Source organism: Cupriavidus sp. IDO (assembly GCF_000812465.1).
In the GTDB taxonomy this organism is placed as follows: domain Bacteria; phylum Pseudomonadota; class Gammaproteobacteria; order Burkholderiales; family Burkholderiaceae; genus Cupriavidus.
In genome coordinates, this window is record NZ_JWMA01000104.1 from 66,871 (window position 1) to 93,019 (window position 26,149).

Annotated in this window: 24 protein-coding genes; 8 read left to right on the forward strand and 16 right to left on the reverse strand. The window is 67.4% G+C overall.

Features of this window, described 5'->3' with window-relative positions:
- The first annotated feature begins 1 nt into the window (after position 1).
- The 4 genes from RM96_RS25030 to trpS all read left to right on the forward strand — a co-directional run bounded on the left by RM96_RS25030 (position 2) and on the right by trpS (position 4,519).
- The gene (locus RM96_RS25030) at positions 2–1,489 is read left to right on the forward strand and encodes a peptidylprolyl isomerase (RefSeq protein ID WP_039014422.1); all 1,488 of its coding nucleotides are present in this window, start codon (positions 2–4) and stop codon (positions 1,487–1,489) included.
- Positions 1,490–1,509: 20 nt separating this feature from the next.
- Positions 1,510–2,565 (forward strand): 4-hydroxythreonine-4-phosphate dehydrogenase PdxA, encoded by a 1,056-nt coding sequence (gene pdxA / locus RM96_RS25035; protein WP_039014423.1) that lies wholly within the window; start codon positions 1,510–1,512, stop codon positions 2,563–2,565.
- Between the two features lie 18 nt (positions 2,566–2,583).
- On the forward strand, positions 2,584–3,420 hold the full coding sequence (rsmA, locus tag RM96_RS25040; RefSeq protein ID WP_039014424.1) for a 16S rRNA (adenine(1518)-N(6)/adenine(1519)-N(6))-dimethyltransferase RsmA: 837 nt from the start codon (positions 2,584–2,586) through the stop codon (positions 3,418–3,420).
- A 64-nt stretch (positions 3,421–3,484) separates the two neighbouring features.
- Positions 3,485–4,519, forward strand: coding sequence for a tryptophan--tRNA ligase (trpS, locus tag RM96_RS25045; protein WP_039014425.1), 1,035 nt, complete (start codon positions 3,485–3,487; stop codon positions 4,517–4,519).
- A gap of 32 nt (positions 4,520–4,551) precedes the next feature.
- On the opposite strand, the gene RM96_RS25050 is transcribed toward trpS, so the two are convergent.
- From RM96_RS25050 to RM96_RS25125, 15 genes are all read right to left on the reverse strand, one after another.
- Complete coding sequence (locus tag RM96_RS25050) at positions 4,552–5,403, reverse strand: DMT family transporter (RefSeq protein WP_052279742.1); 852 nt, start codon at positions 5,401–5,403, stop codon at positions 4,552–4,554.
- A 63-nt stretch (positions 5,404–5,466) separates the two neighbouring features.
- Positions 5,467–5,874 (reverse strand): lactoylglutathione lyase, encoded by a 408-nt coding sequence (gene gloA / locus RM96_RS25055; RefSeq protein ID WP_039014427.1) that lies wholly within the window; start codon positions 5,872–5,874, stop codon positions 5,467–5,469.
- 127 nt (positions 5,875–6,001) lie between these two features.
- Positions 6,002–6,868 (reverse strand): M48 family metallopeptidase, encoded by an 867-nt coding sequence (locus RM96_RS25060; protein ID WP_039014428.1) that lies wholly within the window; start codon positions 6,866–6,868, stop codon positions 6,002–6,004.
- A complete protein-coding gene (locus tag RM96_RS25065; protein ID WP_039014429.1) occupies positions 6,865–7,617 on the reverse strand; it encodes a lysophospholipid acyltransferase family protein in 753 nt (250 codons plus the stop codon). Before RM96_RS25065 ends, RM96_RS25060 begins: the two co-directional genes overlap by 4 nt.
- A 16-nt stretch (positions 7,618–7,633) precedes the next feature.
- Entirely contained in the window at positions 7,634–8,212 is a 579-nt protein-coding gene (gene gmhB / locus RM96_RS25070) for a D-glycero-beta-D-manno-heptose 1,7-bisphosphate 7-phosphatase (protein ID WP_039014430.1), read from the reverse strand.
- A gap of 21 nt (positions 8,213–8,233) precedes the next feature.
- Entirely contained in the window at positions 8,234–10,357 is a 2,124-nt protein-coding gene (gene glyS, locus RM96_RS25075) for a glycine--tRNA ligase subunit beta (RefSeq protein WP_039014431.1), read from the reverse strand.
- Between the two features lie 35 nt (positions 10,358–10,392).
- The gene (locus RM96_RS25080) at positions 10,393–11,025 is read right to left on the reverse strand and encodes a hypothetical protein (RefSeq protein WP_039014432.1); all 633 of its coding nucleotides are present in this window, start codon (positions 11,023–11,025) and stop codon (positions 10,393–10,395) included.
- The gene (glyQ, locus tag RM96_RS25085) at positions 11,022–11,972 is read right to left on the reverse strand and encodes a glycine--tRNA ligase subunit alpha (protein WP_039014433.1); all 951 of its coding nucleotides are present in this window, start codon (positions 11,970–11,972) and stop codon (positions 11,022–11,024) included. The genes RM96_RS25080 and glyQ overlap by 4 nt, the downstream gene beginning before the upstream one ends.
- 569 nt (positions 11,973–12,541) lie before the next feature.
- Positions 12,542–14,116 (reverse strand): apolipoprotein N-acyltransferase, encoded by a 1,575-nt coding sequence (gene lnt, locus RM96_RS25095; protein ID WP_039014435.1) that lies wholly within the window; start codon positions 14,114–14,116, stop codon positions 12,542–12,544.
- Positions 14,113–15,000, reverse strand: a complete 888-nt coding sequence (locus tag RM96_RS25100) for an HlyC/CorC family transporter (protein WP_039014436.1) — start codon at positions 14,998–15,000, stop codon at positions 14,113–14,115. The genes lnt and RM96_RS25100 overlap by 4 nt, the downstream gene beginning before the upstream one ends.
- A gap of 117 nt (positions 15,001–15,117) precedes the next feature.
- Positions 15,118–15,882 carry an rRNA maturation RNase YbeY gene (gene ybeY / locus RM96_RS25105; protein WP_039014437.1) on the reverse strand — a complete coding sequence of 255 codons (765 nt, stop codon included), beginning with the start codon at positions 15,880–15,882 and terminating at the stop codon, positions 15,118–15,120.
- Positions 15,883–16,884, reverse strand: a complete 1,002-nt coding sequence (locus RM96_RS25110) for a PhoH family protein (protein ID WP_039014438.1) — start codon at positions 16,882–16,884, stop codon at positions 15,883–15,885.
- Positions 16,885–16,919: 35 nt separating this feature from the next.
- Positions 16,920–18,272: a tRNA (N6-isopentenyl adenosine(37)-C2)-methylthiotransferase MiaB gene (gene miaB, locus RM96_RS25115; RefSeq protein WP_039014439.1), complete on the reverse strand. Its 1,353-nt coding sequence runs from the start codon at positions 18,270–18,272 to the stop codon at positions 16,920–16,922.
- 84 nt (positions 18,273–18,356) lie between these two features.
- The gene (locus RM96_RS25120) at positions 18,357–18,734 is read right to left on the reverse strand and encodes a hypothetical protein (RefSeq protein ID WP_039014440.1); all 378 of its coding nucleotides are present in this window, start codon (positions 18,732–18,734) and stop codon (positions 18,357–18,359) included.
- A 108-nt stretch (positions 18,735–18,842) separates the two neighbouring features.
- Positions 18,843–20,537 carry a ClcB-like voltage-gated chloride channel protein gene (locus RM96_RS25125; protein WP_039014441.1) on the reverse strand — a complete coding sequence of 565 codons (1,695 nt, stop codon included), beginning with the start codon at positions 20,535–20,537 and terminating at the stop codon, positions 18,843–18,845.
- 279 nt (positions 20,538–20,816) lie between these two features.
- Between RM96_RS25125 and RM96_RS25130 the strand changes: the two genes are divergently transcribed.
- Positions 20,817–22,394 carry a DEAD/DEAH box helicase gene (locus tag RM96_RS25130; RefSeq protein WP_039014442.1) on the forward strand — a complete coding sequence of 526 codons (1,578 nt, stop codon included), beginning with the start codon at positions 20,817–20,819 and terminating at the stop codon, positions 22,392–22,394.
- Positions 22,395–22,420: 26 nt separating this feature from the next.
- On the forward strand, positions 22,421–23,446 hold the full coding sequence (locus tag RM96_RS25135) for a serine/threonine protein kinase (RefSeq protein ID WP_039014443.1): 1,026 nt from the start codon (positions 22,421–22,423) through the stop codon (positions 23,444–23,446).
- A gap of 52 nt (positions 23,447–23,498) precedes the next feature.
- Here RM96_RS25135 and RM96_RS25140 read toward each other — a convergent pair whose 3' ends face one another.
- The gene (locus RM96_RS25140; protein WP_039014444.1) at positions 23,499–23,945 is read right to left on the reverse strand and encodes a universal stress protein; all 447 of its coding nucleotides are present in this window, start codon (positions 23,943–23,945) and stop codon (positions 23,499–23,501) included.
- Between the two features lie 348 nt (positions 23,946–24,293).
- On the opposite strand from RM96_RS25140, the gene RM96_RS25145 reads away from it, so the two are divergent.
- Positions 24,294–25,361 (forward strand): CaiB/BaiF CoA transferase family protein, encoded by a 1,068-nt coding sequence (locus RM96_RS25145; protein WP_039014445.1) that lies wholly within the window; start codon positions 24,294–24,296, stop codon positions 25,359–25,361.
- Between the two features lie 70 nt (positions 25,362–25,431).
- Positions 25,432–25,842 carry a carboxymuconolactone decarboxylase family protein gene (locus tag RM96_RS25150; RefSeq protein ID WP_039014577.1) on the forward strand — a complete coding sequence of 137 codons (411 nt, stop codon included), beginning with the start codon at positions 25,432–25,434 and terminating at the stop codon, positions 25,840–25,842.
- Positions 25,843–26,149: the final 307 nt, after the last annotated feature.

Here is a 26,149-nt window from a genome sequence, read left to right on the forward strand (position 1 = left end):
GATGAAACGTCAAGAATTCGCCGTGTTTTCCCTTCTCATGACGCAGTGGCACCGGCTGCTGCTGCCGGCCGTGCTGACGGCGCTTGCTGCGCCGGCCATGGCCCAGCTCAAGGCGCCTTCCCAGGGGCCGCGCGCCAGTGGCGTCTTTGTGCCGCAGGCGAGTGACGTCGCGGCGCCGTCCAGCCAGCCGCAACTTGGCGTGCCGCAGCCCTCTACCGACGCCAGGCGCTCGCAGCTGGTGGATGAAGTGGTCGCGGTGGTCAACAACAGCGTGATCACGCGTCGCGAACTGCTTGACCGGGCCGACGAGATCGAGAACCAGCTGCGCACCGCCAACCGGCCCGCGCCGGCCCGGGCCGACCTGCTCGGGGAAGTGCTGGAGCGCCTGGTGATGGAACGCGTGCAGACGCAGGCTGCCCAGGAGGCCGGCATCCGCGTGACGGACCAGGAAGTCGACCGTGCCATCGAATCGGTGGCGCAGCAGAACCGCATGAACGCAACCGACCTGCGCAAGCGCGTCGAGGCAAGCGGCATGACCTGGACCAAGTACCGCGACGAACTGCGCAAGCAGGTGCAGGTGATTCGCCTGCGCGAGCGTGAAGTGGATTCCAAGGTACAGGTCTATGACGGCGAGATCGACAATTACCTCGCTGCCCGTGGCGGCCAGCAGGGGGCGGCGTCCGGCCCGACCGAATACAACGTGGCGCAGATCCTCGTGCGCGTGCCCGAAAATGCCTCCGACGCACAGAAGCAGGCGCTGCGCGCCAAGGCCGAAGGACTGCTGAAGCAGGCCCAGGGCGGCGCAGATTTTGCCCAGCTGGCCCAGTCCAGCTCCGAAGGCCCGGAAGCGGCCCAGGGCGGCACGATGGGCTTCCGCGAAATCGGCCGGCTGCCGGCGCTGTTTGCCAATGCGGTGGTCGATCTGCAGACCGGCGCCGTGGCGCCGCAGGTGGTGGAGAGCGCCAACGGCTTCCATATCATCAAGCTGGTGGCCAAGCGCGCCGCGCCGGCGGCGGCATCGAATCCCGCCGCCGCTTCGAAGATCACCCAGACCCAGGTCCGGCACATCCTGATCCGCACCGGCCCCAACATGCCGGAGGCCGAAGCGCGCCGCCAGCTCGGCACGCTGCGCGACCGCATTTCGCACGGCGGCGATTTTGCCGATGCCGCCAAGCGTTTCTCGCAGGATGGCTCGGCCCAGGCCGGCGGCGATCTGGGCTGGGTCTCGCCGGGCGAGCTGGTGCCGGAATTCGAACAGGCGATGAACCGTCTGCGCCCGGGCGAAGTGTCCGAGCCGGTGGTGACCCAGTTCGGCGTGCACCTGATCCAGGTGCTCAACCGCCGCGAAACCGAGATGGCGCCCGAGAAGCGGCGCGACTTCGCGCGTGCGGAAATCCGCGAACAGAAGCTGCGCGCCGCCTATGATGACTGGGTGCGCCAGCTGCGCTCGCAGGCGTACGTCGAGTATCGCGTCAACCGCCAGCGCTGATCGCGCCGCCCATCCCCGCCATGCCAGACCCGCTTGCTCTAGCCATCTCGACCGGCGAACCCGCCGGTATCGGCCCCGATATCACCATCGAGGCGCTGCTGCAGTTCGCGGGGAATAATGGCCACTATCGTTTCCATGTGCTGGGCGATACCCACCTGCTGGCGTCGCGTGCCGAGGCGCTCGGCGTGGCGCACGCGTGGAAGCGCAAGATTGCAGAGGGCGACGTGGTGGTCGAGCACGTCGGGCTCGGCGTCGCATGCGACCCGGGGCGCCTGGATGCGCGCAACGGCCGCTACGTGCTGGCGCTGCTCGATGCCGCCATCGCCGGTTGCCGCGCGCACGGCGGCGTGGCGCCGCGATATGCGGCAATGGTCACCGCACCCGTGCAGAAGAGCACCATCAACGACGCCGGCGTGCCCTTCACCGGGCACACCGAATACCTGGCCGAAAGCGCCGGCGTGCCGCGCGTGGTGATGATGCTGGCCGGGCCCCAGCCCGCCCACGACAACGCCATGCTGCGCGTCGCACTGGCCACTACGCACCTGCCGCTGCGCGGGGTGCCCGATGCGCTATCGGTGCCGCTGCTGGTGGAAACGCTCTCGATCATCGATGCCGACCTGCGCCGGTACTTCGGCATTGCACGGCCGCGCATCCTGGTGACCGGGCTGAATCCCCATGCCGGCGAAAGCGGGCACATGGGCCGCGAAGAGATCGACATTATCGAACCGGCGCTGGCGCTGGCCTGCGATGCGGGCATCGATGCGCGCGGCCCGTATCCGGCCGATACGCTGTTCCAGCCGCGCCATCTGCGCGACGCGGACTGCGTGCTGGCCATGTACCACGACCAGGGCCTGGCGCCGCTCAAGTACGGCACCTTCGGGCACGGGGTGAATATCACGCTCGGCCTGCCCTTTATCCGCACTTCGGTGGATCACGGCACCGCGCTTGGCCTCGCCGCCAGCGGCCAGGCCGAGCACGGCAGCATGATCGAAGCCATCCGCAGTGCCATCACCATGGCCGGCCACGCCAACGGCAGGCACACTGGCGCCGCTCCCGGCGCCAGGCCACCACACTAAGAGCCGGTCAGACATTCCATGCGTTCAAACGTGCACCAGGGCCATGTGGCCCGCAAGCGATTCGGGCAGAACTTCCTGGTCGACGACACCATCATTCACGGCATCGTCAATGCCATCAATCCGCAGCCGGAAGACGTGCTGGTCGAGATCGGCCCCGGACTGGGCGCGCTGACCGATCCGCTGCTCGAGCGCCTGCCGCAGATGCAGGTGGTCGAGCTCGACCGCGACCTCGTCGAGCGCCTCAAGCGCCGCTATGGCGATCGTCTCGCGATCCACGCCGGCGACGCCCTGGCTTTCGATTTCAGCAAGCTGGAGGTGCCCGGCCGGCCGCTGCGCATCGTCGGCAACCTGCCGTACAACATCTCCAGCCCGCTGCTGTTCCACCTGATGGCATTTGCCGACCAGGTGCGCGACCAGCATTTCATGCTGCAGAAGGAAGTGGTCGAGCGGATGGTGGCGCAGCCCGGCAGCAAGGCGTTCGGCCGGCTGTCGATCATGCTGCAGGTGCGCTACTACATGGAATACGTGCTCGATGTGCCGCCGGGTTCGTTCAATCCGCCGCCCAAGGTCGACTCGGCCGTGGTGCGCATGATTCCATGGCCGCGCCATGACGACGGCAGGCTGCGTTCGCCGTATGCCGAATGCGACATCACCGTGCTGGGCGACCTCGTCACGGCGGCGTTCTCGCAGCGCCGCAAGGTGCTGCGCAACACGCTGTCGTTCCTGCGCGACCAGATCGACTTCGAGGCGATCGGCTTCGACCTCGGCCGCCGCGCCGAGGAAGTGCCGGTCGGCGAGTACGTCGAGCTGGCGCGCCGGCTCGGCGACGGCAGCCCGGCAAGGCGCCAGGCCTGACCCACTGCGGCAACCCGCTCAACTCCAGTAAATCCTTGCCAGTAATTCCCGCGACCCTTCGCCAATGACAGCCAACACCCAACCCACCCGGCGCCCCGTCATCCTGACCGGTGACCGTCCCACCGGCCCGCTCCACCTGGGCCACTACGTCGGCTCGCTCAAGAGCCGCGTGGCGCTGCAGGACTCGCACCAGCAGTACCTGCTGCTGGCCGATACCCAGGCCATGACCGACAACGCGAGCGACCCCGACAAGGTGCGGCGCAACGTGCTGGAAGTCGCGCTCGACTACCTGGCCGTCGGCATCGATCCCGAGAAGACCACCATCGTGGTGCAGTCGCAACTGCCGGCGCTGGCCGAGCTGACGCTGCTGTACATGAACTTCGTGACGGTGGCGCGCCTGGAGCGCAATCCCACCATCAAGGACGAGATCCAGGCACGCGGCTTCGGCCGCGATATTCCCGCGGGCTTCCTCTGCTATCCGGTCGCGCAGGCCGCCGACATCACCGCCTTCAAGGCCGTGGTGGTGCCGGTGGGTGAAGACCAGGCGCCGCTGATCGAGCAGACCAACGAGATCGTGCGCCGCATCAATCACCAGGTCGGGCGCGATGTGCTGCCCCAGTGCACGGCGCTGATTCCCAAGTTCGGCCGCCTGCCGGGCGTGGACGGCAAGGCCAAGATGAGCAAGTCGCAGGGCAACGCGATTGCGCTGGGCGCCTCGCCCGAGCAGATCAAGGCCGCGGTGCACAGCATGTACACCGATCCGAACCACCTGCGCGTGTCCGATCCGGGACAGGTCGAGGGCAATATGGTTTTCACCTACCTGGACGCCTTCGATCCCCGCACGGACGAGGTGGAAGCGCTGAAGGAACAGTACCGCCAGGGCGGCCTGGGCGACATGGTGCTCAAGCGCCGTGTCGAAGGCGTGCTGCAGGACCTGCTGGCCCCGATCCGCGAGCGCCGCGAAGCGCTGGCCAAGGATCCGGGCTATGTGTTCGACATCCTGCGCAAGGGCACCGAGCAGGCGCGTGAGGTCACCCAGCAAACGCTGGATGAAGTGCGAGCGGCGCTCGGCACGTTCTCGTTCGAGCAGCGCGGCTGAAGAAAGTGCGAGAGGAATGCCGGCACGCCGCTTCAGGCGCGCCGGTTGACCAGCACGATGCCTGCCAGCACAAGCAGGGCCGCCACCGCAAAGCGCGGTCCCACGGCGTCGTGCATCAGCACTACACCAAAGGCCACGCCAAAGAGCGGCGTCAGGAAGGAAAACACCGACAGGCGTGAAGCCAGGTACTGGCGCAGCAGCCAGAACCACGTCAGGTAGCTCGCAAACGCGATCAGCACCGACTGGTAGAACAGGCTCAGCAGCACCATCCCATCCAGTTGCACCGTCTCGGTCTGCCCTGCGGCTACCGCCATCGCGAGCAGCAGCACGGCGGACACGGCCAGCTGGTAGAGCAGCGTCTTGCTTGCCGGCGCGCTGGCCAGGCGGCTGGCGCGTACCACCACCGTGGTCGCGGCCCACAGTGCTCCCGCGAGGATCCCGAGCGCATCGCCCAGCAGCGTGCTGCTATGCGCGGATGGCGCGGCGATGCCGTCGGCAAACGCCAGCGCCATGCCAACGAACGCCAGCGCCACACCGAGCCACTGGTCGCTGTGCAGACGCTCGCCAGCTACCGCGAAGTGCATGCCAAGCGCCGTAAAGATCGGCGCGGTGTAGAGGAACACCGCCATGCGCGAGGCCGTGGTATGCCCAAGCCCGACAAAAATGCAGAAGAACTCGGCGCCGAACAGCAGGCCGGCCAGCAGCCCGGCGCTGAGCGTGCCGTCGCGCCGCCAGATCGGGGTGCCGCGCCAGGCGGCAAAGCCGAATACCAGCAGCGCCGCCACGGCCGAGCGCACGCCCGCCTGCAATACGGCGCCCATCAGCGGCGCGGTGACCTTGATGACGACCTGCTGCAGGCCCCAGGCCGCGCACAGCACCACCATCAGGCCGATGGCGGTGCCGTCGAGCGGGCGTCTTAGTGTCTGCGCATCCACCGCGGCCGCCGCTCAGGGACGGCTGGCGTCGCGGGTGGAATGGCGCTCGATCAGCTCGATCTTGTAGCCGTCGGGATCTTCGACAAACGCGATCACCGTGGTGCCGCCCTTGACCGGGCCGGCCTCGCGGCTCACCTTGCCGCCGGCGGCGCGGATACGCTCGCAGGCCGCGGCGGCGTTGTCGGTTTCCAGCGCGATATGGCCGTAGGCGGTGCCCAGGTCGTACTTGTCCACGCCGTAGTTCCAGGTCAGTTCCAGCACCGCGGTTTCACTCTCGGGGCCGTAGCCGACGAAGGCGAGGCGGTACTTGTATTCGGGATTGTCGCTCTCGCGCAGCAGCTGCATGCCGAGGACGCGGGTGTAGAAATCGATGGAGCGCTGCAGGTCGCCGACGCGCAGCATGGTATGGAGGAGTCGCATTTGAGGGCCTTCAGGTTGTTTTCGTCCGCGGCATCTCGGGCGATGCCTGATATGCCGAGGATCTTGTAAGGGAAGGCGCCATTTTAGTGCGTTTGGACGAAGCACACCGGCGGTGGCCCTGACGAGCTCAGAAAGTCGGCAGCAGTTCCGGCGGATGCGCGCGCAACTGCGCGCGGGCATCACGGAATTCCGGGAAGATGGATTCCACCGTTTCCCAGAAGCGCGGCCCGTGGTTCATTTCCCTCAGGTGCGCCAGTTCGTGCGCCGCCACGTAGTCAATCATCGACAGCGGAAAGTGCATCAGGCGCCAGTTCAGGCGGATCTTGCCGTCGGCGGTGCAACTGCCCCAGCGGGTCGCCGCGGAGGTCAGCGCGAAGCCGGTATGCCGCACGCCCAGCTTCCCGGCGTAGATCTCGAGCCGTTCGGCGAGCAACCGCCGCGCCTGCTGCTGCATCCAGCCTTGCACACGATCCTTGATCTGCTGCTCCTCCGCGTGTGCCGGCAGGGCCAGGTGCAGGATGCGGGTGTCGCCATCGAACAGCAGGGCGCCGATGGGCGATTCGAGGCTCAGCGTGATCGGCTGGCCCAGGAAGGGCAGGCTGGCGCCGTCGCGCCATTGCACGGTGGGCAGCACGCGCCGCGCTTCGCGGTGGCGCCATTCGCCGAGCTTGTTGAGGATCCAGCGCTGCTTCTCATGGATGGCCGATTCGATATCGGCCAGCGTCACCCAGCGCGGCGCCGTGATCGACAGCCCGCGATCATCGATGGTAAAGCCGATGGTGCGGCGCGACGAACGCTTGAGTGCGTAGTGCAGCGTATGTTCACCGACCCGCAATGCGCGCGCATTGGGTTGCGGCGCTGGCCAGGGTGCCGGTGCGGACTCGGGGCCGACCGACAGGCCTGCGCCACCGAGTGCGGCTCCCGGTGCGGCTTCGGCCAGCGGCAGCTCCATCTGGGCGCCGGGCGTATCTGGGGCGGGTCGCAGCAGCTTCATGCAGGCGATCCGCCGCGGTAGCTCTGCGCGTCGATGCGGCGCATGTCGCGCTCGATCCATTGCTGGACTTCGGCGTTGAGCTGGTCCGCGGTCTTGTTGGCCGAGGGAATGGCCGGCCCGATCGAGATCGTGACCGTGCCCGGATACTTGAAGAAGGAATTGCGCGGCCACAGCCGGCCGGAGTTGACCGCCATCGGCACCACCCACGCGCCGGTCTCTACCGCCAGGCGCGCACCGCCGCTCTTGTAGCGTGGCTTCTCCAGGCCCGAGCGCGTGCGCGTGCCTTCCGGGAACATGATGATCCAGGCGCCTTCGGCCAGGCGCTCGCGGCCCTGCCTGGCAGCGGAAGCGAACGCGCGCGTGCCTTCCTTGCGGTTGATGTGGACCATCTTGAGCATGCCCAGCGCCCAGCCGAAGAACGGCACCATCAGCAGCTCACGCTTGAAGACGAAGCACAGCGGCTTGGGCATCAGCGCCACGTAGGCCACGGTTTCCCATGCGGACTGGTGCTTGGACAGCAGCACCACCGGCTTGTCGAGCACGCCGTCGAAATTCTCGCGGCCCTCAATGCGATAGTCGATGCCGCAGATCAGCCGCGCGGCGCCGATCACCAGGCGCGGCCAGCCACGCACGAAGCGAAAGCGCCGGTCGGCGCTCATGAACGGGAAGACCAGGAAGCAGGCGCAGGCGTAGGGCGGCGTCAGCACCAGCAGGTACAGCGCGAACAGCAGGGAACGAAGAAAGATCATCGAAGCAGAGGGTGTGTCAGGAAGCGGGCGGGCGCTGGGCGCCTTCGCCAATGGTCAGCCAGCGCGAGAACGCGCGCAGGTCGTCATGGATACGCGTACCGGGAGGCAGGCCGCCCTTGTCCAGCGTCTTCTGGCCCTTGCCGGTCCTCACCAGGTGCGGCGTGCAGCCAACCGCCACGCCGGCTTCGAGATCGCGCAGCGAGTCGCCCACGACCGGCACACCCTTGAGCTCGACGCCGAAGCGCTCGCTGATCTGCTCCAGCATGCCGGGCTTCGGCTTGCGGCAGTCACAGGCGTCTGCCGCGGTATGCGGGCAGAAGAACACGGCGTCAACGCGACCGCCCAGGTTGGCCAGCGCTTTGTACATCTTTTCGTGCATGGCGTTGAGCGCGCTCATCTCGAACAGGCCGCGGCCGATGCCGGACTGATTGCTGGCTACGACCACGCGATAGCCCGCCTGGTTCATCGCCGCGATGGCCTCGAGGCTGCCCGCGATGGGAATCCATTCGTCGGGCGACTTGATGAACTGGTCGCTGTCGAGGTTGATGACCCCGTCGCGGTCGAGGATGACAAACCTTGGGGGCGTCTGTGGCATGTCTGGCTCCGGGTACGCTGGTCAGGCGGCCAGCTTGGAGATGTCCGCCACGCGGTTCGCCAGCGTGTGCAGCGAGGCCAGCAGCGCCAGCCGGTTGGCGCGCAGCTGCGCGTCTTCGGCCATCACCATCACGTCGTTGAAGAAACGGTCGACGGCATCGCGCAGCTGCGCCAGGTCACGCAGGGCCGCGGTGAAGTCGCCATTCGCGAACGCGGCTTCCACCGCCGGGCGCACCTTCTCGATGGCGCCGTGCAGCGCGCCTTCGGCCTCTTCCCGGAACAGCGCCGGGTTGACGGCGCCGATGGCTTCCGTGGTCTTGCGCAGGATATTGGTGATGCGCTTGTTGGCGGCGGCCAGGGCCTCGGCTTCCGGCAGCGCGGCGAACGTGCGCACGGCCTCCATGCGGCCCAGCACGTCGTGCAGCGTCTGCGGGCGCAGGCTGACCACGGCTTCCACTTCATTGGTGGTGTAGCCCTTGTCCTTCAGGTAGCCGCGCACGCGGTCGTACAGGAAGTCGGTGATGGCTTCGCGGGCGGGTTTGACCGCCGGGATGCCGGCGAAGGCCTGCTCGGTCAGCGCCAGGAGCGATTCGATCGAGAGCGCGAGCGGCTTTTCGATCAGCATGCGCAGGATGCCGAGCGCATGGCGGCGCAGGGCGAACGGATCCTTCTCGCCAGTCGGCTGCAGGCCGATGCCCCAGATGCCGACCAGCGTTTCGAGCTTGTCGGCGAGCGCCACGGCAGTGCTGACGGCGCCATCCGGCAGCGCGTCGCCGGCAAAGCGCGGGCGGTAGTGCTCGGAGCAGGCCAGCGCCACGTCTTCGGCTTCGTCGTCGTGGCGTGCGTAATAGGTACCCATCGTGCCCTGCAGTTCGGGGAACTCCCCGACCATGTCGGTCAGCAGGTCAGCCTTGGCCAGCTCGGCGCCGCGCATGGCGGCGGCCTTGTCCACCGGCACCCCGGCCGCGTTGAGCGCATCGGCGATATGGCCGGCGATCTGCTGCAGGCGCTGCACGCGGTCGAGCTGGGTGCCGATCTTGTTGTGGTAGACCACGCTGCCCAGTTGCGGCACGCGCGAGGCCAGGGTTTTCTTGCGGTCCTGGTCGAAGAAGAACTTGGCATCGGCCAGGCGCGGGCGCACCACGCGCTCGTTGCCGCTGATGATCGATTGCGGCGTGTCGGTGGCGAGGTTCGAGACGATCAGGAAGCGGTTGCGCAGGTGGCCTTCGGCATCGGTCAGCGCAAAGTACTTCTGGTTGGTCTGCATGGTCAGGATCAAGCATTCCTGCGGCACCGCGAGGAAGGCTTCCTCGAAGTGGCAGGCGTAGACCACTGGCCATTCCACCAGCGAGTTCACTTCGTCGAGCAGCGCCTCGGGCATGATCACCTGGTCGGGGCCGGCTTCCTTGAGTAGGGCCGTGCGCATGCGCTCGCGGCGGTCGGCATAGCCGGCGACCACGCGGCCGGCCGATTCCAGCTGCTTCGCATAGTCATTGGCGTGCGTGATCTCGATCACGCCGTGCGACAGGAAGCGGTGACCCTGCGTGACGTTGCTGGCATCCAGGCCCAGCACCGAGACCGGCACGATTTCCGCGCCGAACAGCGCGATCAGGCTGTGCGCCGGACGCACGAAGTGCACGGTGCTGCCGTCCGGGCGCTGGTAGCTCATCAGCTTCGGGATGGGCAGCTTGCCGATGGTGTCGTCCAGCGCGGCCTGCAGGCCCGCAGCCAGTTCGGCGCCGCGCGCGGTGTAGCGGTAGAAGAAGGCGTCGGCCTTGCCGTCGGAAGCGCGCTCCAGGGTCTGCCAGTCGATTTCGGCAACGCCGACCGACCTGGCCAGCGCCGCCAGCTTCTTGCCGAGCGGGGCGGTGGGCTCGCCATTGGCGTCCAGCGCCACGGACAGCGGCAGGACCTTCTCGCGCTGCTCGCGGTCCGGCGCGCTGCGGCGCACGCCGGTCACCAGCGCTGCCAGGCGGCGCGGGGTGGCGTAGGGCGTCACGGCGGCACCGGGCTCAAGCAGGTCGCGCTCGCCGAGGCCGGCGAACAGGCCCTGCGCGAAGGCGTCGCCCAGGCGCGCCAGCGCCTTGGGTGGCAGCTCTTCGGTGAACAGTTCGATCAGCAGCGAGTCGGTCATGGGTTGCGACATGAATCGTTTCCAACAAGTAGTGGCTCGCGCGGCAATTAGCAGCGCGGCGAAAGATTAGGTTCTACTCCGGACAGCAGCCAGAGGCCGTTCTGTTGCCGGAACTGCAGCGTGGTCGAGGCGCACTCCGCGGCGGCGGCTGCACTGGCCGGGCCGCTCGCGACCCCGCGGCTGCCCGCGGCCGGGAAGCGCGCGTCGATGCGGCGCAGCCGCTTGTCATAGCGGATCTCGTCGATGCGCCCGCCCACCCAGAAGTCGATCTTCGGCGGCAGCTGCGCGGCCGAGTAGTACGTCTTGACGGTACGGCGGGAGCGGCCGTTGCGGGTTTCGTACTCGACCCAGGTCAGCGGGTAGCGGATCGCGCTTTCGTACGCGCGCAGCGGCACCCGGTGCCAGCCGAGATCCTTCGAGCCCGACAGGTCGCACGAGAACGAGCGCACCAGCTGCGTCCACTGGTCGAGCGCGTTCAGCGACGGCCGCCAGTGGCGCGCGATGGCCTGCTGCAGCGCCTGCGGGTCTGCCTCGCACACGTTCGACAGGTCGGCCGGCAGCAGCAGCGCCTGCGGGGTCGGCGCCTGTGTGCTGGTGCGCGCGCCAGCCGCGTTGCTCGCGGCACCCAGCGCGGCCAGCATCACGGCGCAGCAGAGCGTGCTGCGCACGAGCATGGTCATGCCTTGGCCCCGCCGCTGCACATCGGGAAGCCCAGGGCCTCGCGCGAATCGTAGTAGGCCTGCGCCACCTGCCGCGACAGATTGCGGATGCGGCCAATGTAGGCGGCGCGCTCGGTCACGGAAATCGCGCCGCGGGCGTCCAGCAGGTTGAACGTGTGGGCGGCCTTCAGGACCTGCTCGTAGGCCGGCAGCGCCAGGCGCGTTGCGCTCCTGGCGGCAGCCTCGTCGGCGGCTTCGCCGGTATCGCCCATCAGCCGCTTGGCCTCGCCCTCGTGCTCGGAGAAGTGGCGGAACAGGATTTCCGTGTTGCTGTGCTCGAAGTTGTAGGTCGACTGCTCGACTTCGTTCTGGTGGTACACGTCGCCGTAAGTCAGGCGGCGGGTCTCGCCGTTCTCGACCCATTCGGTCCAGACCAGGTCGTAGACGTTCTCCACCTTCTGCAGGTACATCGCCAGACGCTCGATGCCGTAGGTGATTTCGCCGGTAATCGGCTTGCAGTCGATGCCGCCCACTTGCTGGAAGTAGGTGAACTGGGTCACCTCCATGCCGTTGAGCCAGACTTCCCAGCCCAGGCCCCAGGCGCCGAGCGTGGGGTTCTCCCAGTCGTCCTCGACGAAACGGATGTCGTTCTGCTTCAGGTCCAGGCCCAGTGCCTCGAGCGATCCGAGGTAGAGCTCGAGGATGTTCTCGGGCGCGGGCTTGAGCACCACCTGGTACTGGTAGTAGTGCTGCAGGCGGTTGGGGTTGTCGCCGTAGCGCCCGTCCTTGGGACGGCGCGACGGCTGCACGTAGGCGGCGCGCCAGGGCTCGGGCCCGATCGCGCGCAGGAACGTATGCACGTGTGAAGTCCCCGCGCCGACCTCCAGATCGATGGGTTGCAGAAGTGCGCAGCCCTGCCGGTCCCAGTAGGCCTGCAGGGTCAGAATCATTTGTTGGAAGGTCAGCATATGAAGACTAGGTAGAGGTCCCGCCAGGGCGCCGGGCTGCGCGGGGGCGAAGCGCCCGCCAGGCAAGTGCAGGGACCGCCGCACGTGATTTGTGCCAAACCCCGAATTCTATCGGTTTTTTGCCTGCCAGCCCCGTTTGGCAGGCCTGCGGGCCGTGTCGGCCTTTCGCAACGCATCGGGAAAATACCGAATCGGATTTCAGGTTGTTCCCGCCCTTGCCGATATCGTTTTTGTATACAGTATTGGTAAGCAACCCCTACAGAGAGTTGCGATAGACAGTTGGCCGCCGGCGGCGGCCGTATCCGGGGCAGCCTCGGGGGTTTGACTGTCGGTTATTTATTTTTGGGGACGTTGATCATGACACTTCTCTCTCGCAAGCCTTATCTGGTCGCCATCGCAGTCATGATCGCTGCGGCAGCCGTCTCGGTCGTTACCGGCCTGATGAGCTGAACAGGTTGACAGGTTGAATGCCGGTTCCGCGGCGGCGACACCACCGCGGAGCCTTGCCCGGCAAGACCCCTGGCGCTACCCGCGCAGGGGAGGCAGCAGATGTTGCCCCGGGGCCCGAATCAGCCGGCCCGGCGCGCGCGCCAGGCAGCCAGCGCCAGGACGAGCACGCACACCGCCAGCAATGGCACATTCCCCCATCGGATAAACGGCGTCATGCCCTGCATGCCCTGTACCGTCGCGGTCAGGGTGCCGACCGTGAACGTCGGCAGCCGCTCCTGGACGGCGCCATCGGGCGTCACCACGGCAGTCATGCCGGTATTGGTCGAGCGCAGCATCGGGCGGCGCGTTTCCAGCGCGCGCATGCGCGAGATCTGCAAGTGCTGGTCGAGCGCGATGGTATCGCCGAACCACGCCAGGTTGGTCAGGTTGGCCAGCACGTTCGCAGGCACGTCCTGCTGGCGCAGCGTCTGCGCGATTTCCTCGCCGAACAGATCCTCATAGCAGATATTGGGCGCCACACGAATGCCGCGCACGGGCAGCGATGGCTGGTCGTGCCCGCCGCGACGGAAATCGCCGAGCGGCATCTTCATCATGTCCACGAACCAGTGGAAGCCGAGCGGAATGAATTCGCCGAACGGCACCAGGTGGTGCTTGTTGTAGCGATAGAGCCGCTCAGTCTGCGGCCCGAGGCCGAACACGCTGTTGGTGAAGTCGACCGGGGAATCGGCGCCGGCGGCACCGAACAGCACGGTGGTGCCGGTCTGGATGGAGTAGTCGCGTACCGCTACGGCAACTTCGACCGGAAGCTCCTGGAGGATCACCGGAAAGGCGGTCTCGGGCGTTACCACGAGATCAGCCGGTGCGGCCGTGATCATGTCGCGGTACAGCTCGATCGAGCGCTCGATGCCGGCCGCTTCGAACTTGATGTCCTGTGCGACGTTGCCCTGCAGCAGCCTGACCGAAATGGGCTTGCCCGCCGGCGTTGTCCACGCCAGCGGCGCCAGCGCGGCACCCGCGGCAGGCAGTACGACCGCGATGACGACCGCCGGCGCGCCGCGGCGCCAGTCGCGCTGGCCGAGGACCCGCACCGCCGCGACCAGCAATGTCGCGGTGGCTGCGGCCAGCGCACCGATCCCGTAGACGCCGATCAGCGGCGCAAAGCCCGCCAGCGGCCCATCGGTATGCGCATAGCCGCCCGACAACCAGGGGAAGCCGGTAAAGACCACGCCGCGCAGCCATTCCGACAGCCCCCACGCCGCGCCGAACGCCAGCGGCGCCAGCAACACGGAGCGGGGCAGGCGGGACGAAACACGGTGCCAGACCGCGCCGGCCAGTGCCGGATACAGCGACAGGTAGCCGGAGAACAGCACGACCGCCAGCGCGGCCATCCATGCCGGCATCTCGCCGTAGACATGCATGCTGATATAGAGCCACCAGATGCCGGACAGGAACCACCCCAGTCCGAAGGCATAGCCGGTGGCGGCCGCGATGCGCGCGCGCGGGGCATCGGCCAGCAGCGCGGCAAGTCCGGCCAGCGACAGCAGCTGCAGCCACCACCAGTCGTGCGGCGCGAAGGCCTGCGTGTGGGCAATGCCGAGGACGCCGGCCAGCAACAGCCGTGTCATGGTGGCGCCGCGCGTCCGTTCGCGCCCGGCGCTGGCGGCGCCGGTCCAGGTCGGGGCCTGACGCTTCATGCGTCAGCCACGGCGGCGGAGCTTGCGGGAGATTCGCGGTGCACGAGCAGCAGGTGGACCTGCCGGGCATCGGCGCGAAGCACTTCGAAGCGGACCGGCGGCAGCGTGATGATTTCGCCGCGGTGCGGGACGTGGCCAAGATGGTTGGACAACAGCCCGCCAACAGTATCGACGTCGTGGTCGGAAAAGCCCGTGCCGAAGGCCTCGTTGAACTGGCCGATCTCGGTCAGGCCATGCACGCGCCAGCCGCCGTCGGGCAGCGGCAGGATATTGTCGTGGTCCTCGTCGAGGTCGAATTCGTCCTCGATGTCGCCGACGATCTGCTCCAGCACGTCCTCTATGGTGACCAGGCCCGCCACGCCGCCGTACTCGTCGACGACGATGGCGATGTGGTTGCGGTTGATGCGGAATTCGCGCAGCAGGATGTTCAGCCGCTTCGATTCGGGAATGAAGACCGCCGGGCGCAGCGTTTCGCGCAGGTCGAACTGCTCGTCGGTGTAGTAGCGCAGCAGGTCCTTGGCCAGCAGGATGCCGATGATGTTGTCGCGGCTGCCTTCGTAGACCGGAAAGCGCGAGTGCGCCGTCTGCTGCATGAAGGGGATGAAAGCCTCCGGCGCGTCGGCGATGTTGACCATATCCATCTGCGAGCGCTGCACCATGATGTCGCGTGCGGTCAGTTCGGAAACCTGGAACACCCCTTCGATCATGGAGAGCGAATCGGCATCGATCAGGTTGCGCTCATGCGCGTCCTGAAGCACTTCGAGCAGCTCCGCGCGGGAATCCGGCTCAGGGGAAATAAAGTCAGACAGGCGTTCGAGAAGTGATCTGGGGCGATCCGTCTGCTTCAGGTGAGCAGGCTTCGAACTGGGATAGGGGTCGTTCATGTCGCGGCGAGCGCGTGGTGGAGATCGTCTGAAGAATACACTAAAAGCCTGTTTTCAAAGATGACAGGCCAGTAGAGCCGTCCGCCATGTGCTGCGAACGGCGCCCGTCTTGCTGCATCAATGCGTGCGTGCGCCGCGTTCGGCGCCTTCGTCCTGGTACGGGTCGGCGTAGCCGAGCGCCTGCAGCGTCTCGGTCTCGATCGCTTCCATTTCCTCAGCCTCGGTGTCGTCTTCGTGCTCGTAGCCCTGCGCATGCAGGACGCCGTGCACGATCAGGTGCGCATAGTGCGCTTCCAGCGGCTTGTGCTGCTCGCGCGCTTCGGCTTCGACCACCGGGCAGCACAGCACGATGTCGCCCGTGACCGGATCGTCCTCGCTCTCGGCGTAGGCAAAGGTCAGCACGTTGGTGGCGTAATCCTTGCCGCGATAGGTGCGGTTCAGCGTGCGGCCTTCCTCCTCGCCGACAAAGCGGATGGTCAGCGCCGCATCGGCGTACAGGGCCGACTTCACCCAGGTTTCGATCTGGCGGCGCCTGGGCAGGCCTTCGCGCTTGCCGACGCCGTCGCCTTCCTGGACTTCCAGTTCGAGCGACGGCGGTGTGGCTGGCGTGCCGGTGGTGGTCACGACCGGGGTGGCGGTGATGGCCACCGACAGGGCGTCGTGATTGTCGGGGCGCACCAGCAAGCCGGCCTGCTGGCGGGTATCGGTGTGCTCGGCGAGCAGCGCCACGACGCCGTCGGCGGCCAGTGACAGGTCCACCGTCAGGCTGCGCCCGTCAGGCAGTTGCACGCGCAGCGCGTGCGCGGCGCTCTTGCGCGCGCGGCCGTCGGCGTCGAACAGGATCAGGCTGGCGCCGGAAGACTTGGTGTTCTTGGAATTCAATTAAGCGTCCTTGTGCTGGGCGTGATATTCGTCGTAGGCATCGACAATGCGCGCCACCAGCGGATGGCGCACCACGTCGATGCTGGTAAAGCGCGTGGCCGCCACGCCGCGCACATCGCGCAGCACGTGCTGGGCCTCGACCAGGCCGCTCTTCTGGCCCTTGGGCAGGTCGATCTGCGTGGTGTCGCCGGTGATCACCGCTTTGGAGCCGAAGCCGATGCGCGTGAGGAACATCTTCATCTGCTCGGGCGTGGTGTTCTGCGCCTCGTCCAGGATGATGAAGGCGTGGTTCAGCGTGCGTCCGCGCATATAGGCGAGCGGGGCGATCTCGATCATCTGGCGCTCGAACATCTTCTGCGTGCGGTCGAAGCCGAGCAGGTCATAGAGCGCGTCGTACAGCGGGCGCAGGTACGGGTCGACCTTCTGCGCGAGATCGCCGGGCAGGAAGCCGAGGCGCTCGCCGGCCTCCACCGCGGGCCGGGTCAGCACGATGCGCTTGATGGCGTCGCGCTCGAGCGCATCGACTGCGCAGGCCACGGCCAGATAGGTCTTGCCGGTGCCCGCCGGGCCAACGCCCAGCGTCAGGTCGTGCGACAGGATGTTGCGCAGGTAGTCGCGCTGGGCGACGGTGCGGCCGTGCAGGCCTGCGCGGCGGGTGTGCAGCACCGGCGATTCGTCGTCGAGATCGCGCAGGCCATTGACCTCATCATCGTTCTCCGGCAAGTAGGCGCCGTGGGCGGAAATCTGCCGCGTCTCGACCAGGCCGAGCTGCACGTCGTCGATCGAGAGCGCCGAGCGCGCCTGATTGTAGAACCGCTCCAGCGCCACTGCGGCATCGTTCGCGTTGGCGCCGCGCACCGTCATGCGGTGCCCGCGGCGCTGGATGGTCACGTCCAGCGCCTGTTCGATCTGGCGCAGGTTTTCATCGAGCGGACCGCACAGGTTCTGCAGGCGGGTGTTGTCGTCCTTGGGGGCGACGAATTCGGCGAAAGCAATCTTCATCTTGGGCACGTTGGGTCTCTGCGCGACGCCGGCGCTTACTGGCGCACCGCGATTTCACCGCGCAGCGAGTGCGGGAAGGCCTGCGTAATGCTCACGTCGACCATCTGGCCGACCAGGCGGTCACGCCCGGCCTGCGGCACGCCAGGGAGGGCAAAGTTGACCACGCGGTTGTTCTCGGTGCGGCCATGCAGCTCGGTCGGGTCCTTGCGCGCCGGGCCTTCGACCAGGATGCGCTGCACCGTGCCGACCATATCGCGGCTGATGCGCTGCACATTCTCTTCGATGGTGGCCTGCAGGTGCTGCAGGCGGCGCAGCTTGACCTCGTGCGGCGTGTCGTCCGACAGGTTGGCGGCCGGCGTGCCGGGCCGCGGGCTGAAGATGAACGAGAACGAGGTGTCGTAGCCGATCTCTTCGATCATTGCCATCAGCTTGTCGAAGTCGGCATCGGTCTCGCCGGGGAAGCCGACGATGAAGTCCGACGACAGCGACATATCGGGCCGCAGCGCGCGCAGCTTGCGGATGATGCTCTTGTATTCCAGCACGCTGTAGCCGCGCTTCATCGCCATCAGGATGCGGTCCGAAGCGTGCTGCACCGGCAGGTGCAAATGGTTCACCAGCTTGTCGCAGCGGCCGTACAGCTCAATCAGGCGCGAGGTGAATTCCTTCGGGTGGCTGGTGGTGTAGCGGATGCGCTCGATGCCGGGGATCTCGGCCACGTATTCGATCAGCAGCGCAAAGTCGGCGATCTCGCTGGTGCCGCCCATCGCGCCGCGATAGGCGTTGACGTTCTGGCCCAGCAGCGTGACTTCGCGCACGCCCTGTTCGGCCAGGCCGGCGATCTCGGCGAGCACGTCCTCGAACGGACGCGACACTTCCTCGCCGCGGGTGTAGGGCACCACGCAGTAGCTGCAGTACTTGGAGCAGCCTTCCATGATCGACACGAAGGCGCTCGGGCCATCCACGCGCGCGGGCGGCAGGTGGTCGAACTTCTCGATCTCGGGGAAGGAGATGTCGACCTGCGACTGGCCGGTGCGCTGGCGCCGCGCGATCAGGTCGGGCAGGCGGTGCAGCGTCTGCGGGCCGAACACCACGTCGACATACGGCGCGCGCGAGACGATGCTCGCGCCTTCCTGGCTGGCCACGCAGCCGCCCACGCCGATTACCAGGTCGGGTTTGGCCGCCTTCAGCGCTTTCATGCGGCCCAGTTCGGAGAACACCTTTTCCTGCGCTTTCTCGCGCACGGAGCAGGTGTTGAACAGGATCACGTCGGCGTCTTCGACGTTGTCGGTGGGTTCCAGCCCCTGGCTGGCGTTGAGGACGTCGACCATCTTGTCCGAGTCATACTCGTTCATCTGGCAGCCGTACGTCTTGACGAAAACTTTCTTCATGGTGCCGATCTCAGTGGTTGACCTGGGGGCATCAGGGTGTTGCAACGACACGGAGGGTGCGGGGGAATCCGCGCCGCCCGGGGACTAAGGTTTTGCCTTCAGTGCCTTCTGTTCCTGCTCGCTCAGCACCCAGGCGGTCAGCAGCTGGCCGTACAGGTCGAGCTTGTAGCGCACCGGTAGCTTCTGGCCGGCCACGGCCGCGGTGCTCAGCAACTGGTTGTCGGTGCCGAACAGCCGCAGCCCCGGCGCGACGCCGACGACCCTGCCGTCCAGCTTCGCGCTCTGCGGCGCATTGGCCGCCGGCGCGGCGATGACCAGTTTTGCCTGCTGCGCGTCGTCGGGAATCACCCGGACCGGCTGGGCGAATACGGCGGACGACAGCATCACGGCCGCGGCGGCGGCCAGGGGGTGCAGCAGCTTCAGAAGACGCGAATTCGGTTGCGCGGAACGGCCAGCAGGCATGGGGACTCCGTCAGATGGCGAAGCGGTTGGAAAATAGTGAGGCGTTAATGGGCAACCCGTCATTTTACCCGTTCGCCCTGCTTGGCGGTTGCCGTCGCCGAACCGGAATCAGAACAGACAGGATGCCTCTTGCAGCACACGCTGCTTGGAAACGGTGCCGAGCAGCTCACGGCTGCCGGTGTCGCGGATCAACGGAACGCGGTTGATGCCGTGACCGGCGAAGACTTCCAGCGCGTCGCGCAGCCGCGAGTCGGGCGTCAGTGCCGGAAAGTCGCGCTCGCCCAGTGACAGCAGGGTGGCGTCGGAGCCCTCGCGCTGGGCGCGCTGCACGGCGTGGATCGAGAGTGCGCCGACCAGGCGCCCGTCAGGCTCGACCAGGTAGAGATAGCGCGTGCCGGTTTCCGCGAACTTGTCGGCAGCGGCGGCCAGCGTGGCGCCGGGGTCGATGGTGGTATCGGTGGGGTCGCACAGGCCGGACAGGGTCATGGTGCGGGCATGCTCGACAGCTGCCGAGGCCTGCACCCGCTCGGCGATCACGCTGTACAGCGACAGCGTCTGGCAGCGCGATGCCGTGTAGTACGCCGCCACCGCGCCGATCATCGACGGCAGCAGCAGCGCCGGCGACAGCGTCATCTCGAACACCATCAGCACCGACATCAGCGGCGCCTGGCTGGTCGCGGCCAGGAAGGCGCTCATGCCGACCAGCGACAGCACCGGCGTTGCCGCGAATCCCGGCATCTGCATGCCGAGCAGGATGGCCAGCAACTGGCCCAGCGCCGCTCCTACGAACAGTGAGGGGGTGAACACGCCACCCACCGCGCCGGAACCCATGCTTATCACCGTGGCCGCCAGCTTGGCCAGCAGCACGCCCGCTACCGGCACGCTCAGCGGCTGTTCCTGCAGGATGGTCTGGATCGTCGAATAGCCGTTGCCCACGACCTCCGGCACCGCCATGGCCAGCAGGCCGACCAGTGCGCCACCCAGGGCCAGGCGCGCAACCGGCCCGCCAGGCACGTGCGAGAAACGCGCGCGGGCGATGCCGGAAGCACGCAGGAACAGTGCGCCGGTAATGCCCGCCACCACGCCGAGTGCCACGGCGGCCAGCAGCATCTCCGGCCGCAGGTCGAGGGAGATATTGAGCCCCGGGTAGAGCGGCTGCAGCCCGCCATGCCACTGGCTGACCATCGCCCCGGCGACCGATGCGAGGAACAGCGGCATCAGTCTTTGCACTGCGAGCGCGCCGAATACCACTTCGGCGACAAACACGGCCGCCGATAGCGGCGTGTGATACACGGTGGCGAGGCCGGCAGCCGCACCGCATGCCGTGAGCATCCGGCGCATATTGGAGCCGCCGGCGGCGCTCTCAATGCGGGTGGAGGGAAACAGCGAACCGCACAGCGCAGCCAGCTGGATCATGGCGCCTTCCTTGCCGACCGAGCTGCCGCTGACGATCGAGCAGAACGATGACAGGGAGCGCAGCAAGGTAATACGGACGGGCAGGTGCCCGGAACCGTTCGCGACTGCCTCCATATAGTCGGCAGCGCCGGGATTGCTGCGGGCCAGGCGGTTGGAGAGCACGAGCAGGGCGCCGGCAAGGGCGCCGCCAAGTGCGGGGATGATCACGCGCCACGCCAGCGCGAGGCCCGCGAAGATGGCCACCACGTCGGCATGGCTGCCAAAGACGACAGCACCGGTGGATTCGAGCGCTTCCTTGAACAGCGTCGTGACGACGCCTGCTGCGATGCCGACCGGAATGGCCGCAAACAGCGTGACTTCCTGATCTTCGAGAAAGCGGAACCGCATGATCGGTGTGGGTTCGGTGGCTCCGGAGCACGGAGCGCGATGGGCGCCATGATAGCGCAGCGCCACCCTCACGCCGTGCGTGTGCCGTCGCCGCCACGGGCGATCGAATCATGTGCAGAATCGGTTCTTGCCGGGCTGGTACACTACCGACCTTTCGCGACGTAAGCGGGCCCAGTCGCCCTGTTTCGCCGGCCCCCCGGCCGGCTCGCTCCAGATTACCCAGGTCATCCGTGCGATTGGCGCACCTCGTGCGCAACGGGCTGGCCGAAGCATCAACTCATGTCTTTTTCCGAACTTGGCTTGTCCGACAAGCTTGTGCGTGCCGTGGCCGAACAGGGCTACACCACGCCGACCCCGATTCAGGCCCAGGCAATTCCCGCCATCCTCAAAGGTGGTGACCTGCTGGCCGGCGCACAGACCGGCACCGGCAAGACCGCGGGCTTTACCCTGCCCATGCTGCAGCTGCTTTCCGAGTCGGCCGCGGCCCGTGCCGGCGCCGGTGCGCAACGTGCCGGCAAGCCGCCGATCCGCGCGCTGGTGCTGACGCCGACGCGCGAGCTGGCTGCGCAGGTTGAAGAGAGCGTGCGCAACTACGGCAAATACCTCAAGCTGCGCTCGATGGTGATGTTCGGCGGCGTGGGCATCAACCCGCAGATCGAACAGCTGAAACGCGGCGTCGAAATCGTGGTGGCCACGCCCGGCCGCCTGCTCGACCACGTGTCCCAGCGCACCATCGATCTCTCGCAGGTGGAACTGCTGGTGCTTGATGAAGCCGACCGCATGCTCGACATGGGCTTCATCCACGATATCCGCAAGATCCTCAATATCCTGCCGGCCAAGCGCCAGAACCTGCTGTTCTCGGCCACGTTCTCGGACGATATCCGCGCGCTGGCCGACCGCCTGCTGAACAACCCGGCATCGATCGAGGTCGCGCGCCGCAATACCACCGCCGAAACGGTGGCGCAGCGCGTCTATCCGGTCGACCGCGAACGCAAGCGCGAACTGCTGGCGCATCTGGTGCGCGAGCACGACTGGCACCAGGTGCTGGTCTTCACGCGCACCAAGCACGGCGCCAATCGCCTGGCCGAGCAGCTGACCAAGGACGGCCTGTCGGCCCTGGCCATCCACGGCAACAAGAGCCAGTCGGCGCGCACGCGCGCGCTGTCGGAGTTCAAGACCGGCACGCTGCGCCTGCTGGTGGCGACCGATATCGCCGCGCGCGGCATCGACATCGACCAGCTTCCGCACGTGGTCAACTTTGACCTGCCCAATGTGCCGGAAGACTATGTGCACCGCATCGGCCGTACCGGCCGCGCGGGCGCCGAGGGCGAAGCGATCTCGCTGGTTTGCGTCGATGAGCACGGCCTGCTGCGCGACATCGAGCGCCTGATCAAGCGCAAGATCGAAGAGACGGTGTTGCCGGGGTTCGAAGTCGATCCGACCATCGCGCCGGAGCCGATCCAGAAGGGACGCCAGCAACGCGGCGGGCAGGGACAAGGGCAGGGCGGCGGTCGCGGCCGTGGCCAGGCGCCGGCCAGGCCAGCCGCCGCAGCGGGCGGACAGCCGCAGGGCCAGTCGCGTGCGCGTCCGGCAGGCAATGCTTCGGCCGCACAGCCGCAAGGACAATCGCGTGGTCGCCCGGCGCAGGGTGGCCAGCGCAACGGCAACGCCGCAGCCAATGGCGCCCAGCCCGGCGGCAATCGCAACGCCGGGCAGGCCCAGCCGCGCAACCCTAACCGCGCCGCGCCGCAGCAGCCGCGCCAGGCGCAGGATGCAGCCGGCGCGCCCGCACGCAACCGCCGTCCCGCGCCGCAGGCGGCGCTGCTGGGCGGCAACCGCGCCAAGCCGGCGCGCTGAGCGGCACGGGACGAGGCGGCCAGGCCATGCATGCCCATGACGAAGTCCCGTATGCCGGCCTGACGCCCGAGCTGATCCTCGACGCGCTGGAAAGCGCCGGCTTTCGTCCCGACGGGCGGCTGCTCGTGCTGAACAGCTACGAGAACCGCGTGTGGCAGGTCGGCATCGAGGACGCGGCGCCGGTAGTGGCCAAGTTCTACCGCCCTGGCCGCTGGACCGATGCCGCCATCCTCGAAGAACATGCCTTTGTGCAGCAGCTGGCGGATGCCGAGGTTCCCGCCGTCCCGGCCCTTGCCGGCGAGGCGGGCAGCACGCTGCTGCATCATGCGGGCTTCCGCTTTTCGGTGTTTCCCCGTTGCGGCGGACGCGAGCCCGAGCTGGACCGCTCCGACACACTGACCTGGCTTGGCCGCTTTATCGGCCGCATCCATGCCATTGGCGCCACGCAGCCGTACCAGGCACGACCGACGCTGGACGTCGACACCTTCGGCGTGGCCTCACGCGACTGGCTGCTGGAGAACAACTGCATTCCCGACGATCTGCGCCCGGCATGGCAGGCCGTGGCCGATCTCGCGCTCGACGGCGTGCGTCGTTGCTACGACCGGGCAGGCGATGTCCGCCTGCTGCGCGTGCACGGCGATTGCCATCGCGGCAACGTGCTGTGGATCGGGCAAGACGATGCGCGCGGCACTGCGCTGGGCGCGGCCGGCCCGCACTTTGTCGATTTCGACGACACCCGCATGGCGCCTGCCGTGCAGGACCTGTGGATGCTGCTCGAAGGCGATCGCGCCGCCATGCAGGACCAGCTGGCCGATATCGTTGCCGGCTACGAGGATTTTGCTGAATTCGAGCCGCGCGAACTGTGGCTGGTGGAGGCGCTGCGCACCTTGCGATTGCTGCACTACAGCGCATGGCTGGCGAGCCGCTGGCGCGACCCGGCCTTTCCTGCGGCGTTTCCGTGGTTCGGCACGGCGCGCTACTGGCAGGACCGCATTCTGGAACTGCGCGAACAGGTCGCGCTGATGGACGAAGCGCCCCTGTGGGGCGCCTGAATAATCCTGGCTTGTGCAGGTAGAACGGACGCCGCGGCGTCCGTTTTCGTTGTTACGCCTTGGCAGCCTTCGCAGGCGCCTTCACCAGCAGCACCGGGCAATCCGCCTGCGCCAGCACGCGTCCTGCCACAGAGCCGATCACTGCGTTGAAGAACGAGCCGCGGCCGTGCGTGCCCATGACGATCGCCTGCGCGTCGACCGAGCGCGCGAAGGAAACGATGCGCTCCGGCGCAAAGCCATGCAGCGCGTGCCGCTCGAACGGCACGTTGGCGGCGCCCAGGATGTCGCAGACTGAGACCATGGCCTTGTCGCTGGCTTCCTGGTGCCAGGCGTCGATGGTCTCCTTGCTGACGAAGGCGCGCACCTGGCCGCTGACTTCCGGCGCGACATGCAGTACATGCACGGTGAATCCCGTCTGCAGCAGCTTGCCTTCGGCGATGAAATGCGCGGCGGCGTCGCTGAACGGTGAGCCGTCGGTGGCGAGCACGATATTGGTCATGGCGGGTATCTCCTGGGTAGGGGCTGTTTTAACAGGCCAGGTGGTTCGAAAGTGCCGGGGCTGCCGCATCGGCGCGCCGGCGCCTGGAACCATCATGGCAGCTAGTGTCCCGCCGGGACCAGACATAGATCAAGTCACATCGCATTTTTACGATGGCGGCTGCCGGGGCGGAATCGGTCAACTGACATGAAACTTTTCGCCATTGCCGGCTGGCGGGTGCAGCGCGTAGCATGACTTCCGGACCAGCCGGCGGCACCCGAGCCAGAGCGCCGCCGGTCACAGAAGAACAATGCGATCCCGTGCCAAGCCTGCGGCGCCGCCGGGATGCGCCCACCGGAGACAGCACCCATGAGTCAGCCAGCCAACCTCCTGCCGCTGCGCGGCATCAAGGTCGTGGAATTCGAAGGCATCGGCCCGGGCCCGTTGTGCGGCGCGATGCTTGCCGGCCTTGGCGCCGAAGTCACGCTGGTGACGCGGCCGGTCGCGCCGGACGCGCGCCGCATCCTGCGCGGGCAGGAAGTTCCGGCCGACATGGAGCTGGAGCACGGCAAGCAGGTCGTGCAGATCAACCTGAAGTCGCCCGAAGGCGTAGCCGCCGCGCTGGAGCTGGTGCAAGGCGCTGACGCCCTGATCGAAGGCCTGCGCCCGGGCGCGATGGAGCGGCTTGGGCTGGGCCCGAAGGACTGCCACGCCCGCAATCCGCGCCTGGTCTATGGCCGCATGACCGGTTGGGGGCAGACCGGGCCGCTGGCGCAGAGCGCCGGGCACGACCTGAACTACATTGCGCTGACCGGGCTGCTGTCGATGGCCGCGCGCGACGGGGCGCTGCCGATGGTGCCGCCGACCGTGATGGGCGATGCCACCGGCGCGCTCGGCCTGGCCTTCGGCATCACCAGCGCCATCCTGCATGCGCGCACGAGCGGGCAGGGCTGCGTGGTGGATGCCGCGATCACCGACATCGTCGCCATGCTCGGCTCGCTGGTGCAGGTGTCGCGCGCCGCGGGCACGCTGGGCGGTCCGCAGCCGAGCCCCTTCCACGATTCGCCGTTCTATGACGTGTTCACCTGCTCCGACGGGCGCGCCATCACGCTCGGCGCGCTGGAGCCGCAGTTCTACCGCGAACTGCTGGAACGGCTCGAGCTGACCGACATCGATCCCGCCGCGCAGTACGACCGTGCCCAGTGGCCTGTGGTGAAGGCACGCATCGCCGGGCGCATCGCGTCGCGGCCCAGCACGCACTGGCAATCGCTGCTGGAAGGCACCGACGTGTGCTTTGCACCGGTGCTGACCCTCGACGAGGCGGCACGCCATCCGCACAACCAGGCGCGCGGCACATACCGCCTGCACACGCAGGGCGATCGCCAGGTGCCGCGCTCGGCGCCGGCGCCGCGCTTCATGCCCGCCGACCAGAAGTAAGCGCAGCAGCTCGTGGCGCCGGCCTTCGGATAACATGCCGGCATTCCTGCCAGATCCGGAGATCCTCGCCATGAGCCAGCCCGAACAGAAGCCCGCCTATGCCTCTACCGCCGCCTTCGAAGCCGGCCTGAACGTGCGCACCGAAGTCCTGGGCGATGCCCACGTGCAGCGCGCACTGGACGCCGCCGCGCAGCAGGGCGACACCAGCCTGCAGCAACTGGTGACGGAGTTTGCCTGGGGCACCGTGTGGACGCGCGAGGGGCTGGACCGCAAGCAGCGCAGCCTTGCCACGGTCTCGATGCTGATTGCGCTGAACCGGCCGCAGGAACTGGCCGGGCACCTGCGCGGCGCGCTGGCCAATGGCGTGACGCCGCAGGAGCTGCGCGAGCTGATGGTCCACAGCGCGGTCTATTGCGGATTCCCGGCGGCGCTGGATGCCAGCCGCAAGCTGAGCGAAGTGCTCGACGCAGCGGGCGTATAGATTCCTTTTCACAGCGGTCCGGATTACAGTCCGGCCGGAAATTTCCTTGGTACGCGAAGTCCTTGCTGCATGACCACGTGGCGGATTCCGCCGTCGGCAAGCGTCCAGGCCCCCTATCCTTGGCCGCTCGTCAAGGAACCGGAAGGAGCCGCAATTGGACTGAGCCCTGATCGTCGACGATCATCCCACCATCCGGATGGCTGTTTCCGCCCAGCTTGTCCGCGAGCTGGGTGCGCGAAAGGTACTGGAGCCGACAATGTTGCGGCAGGCGCTGGGGTTTCCAACAGTAGCCCAAATCTCTAACCAA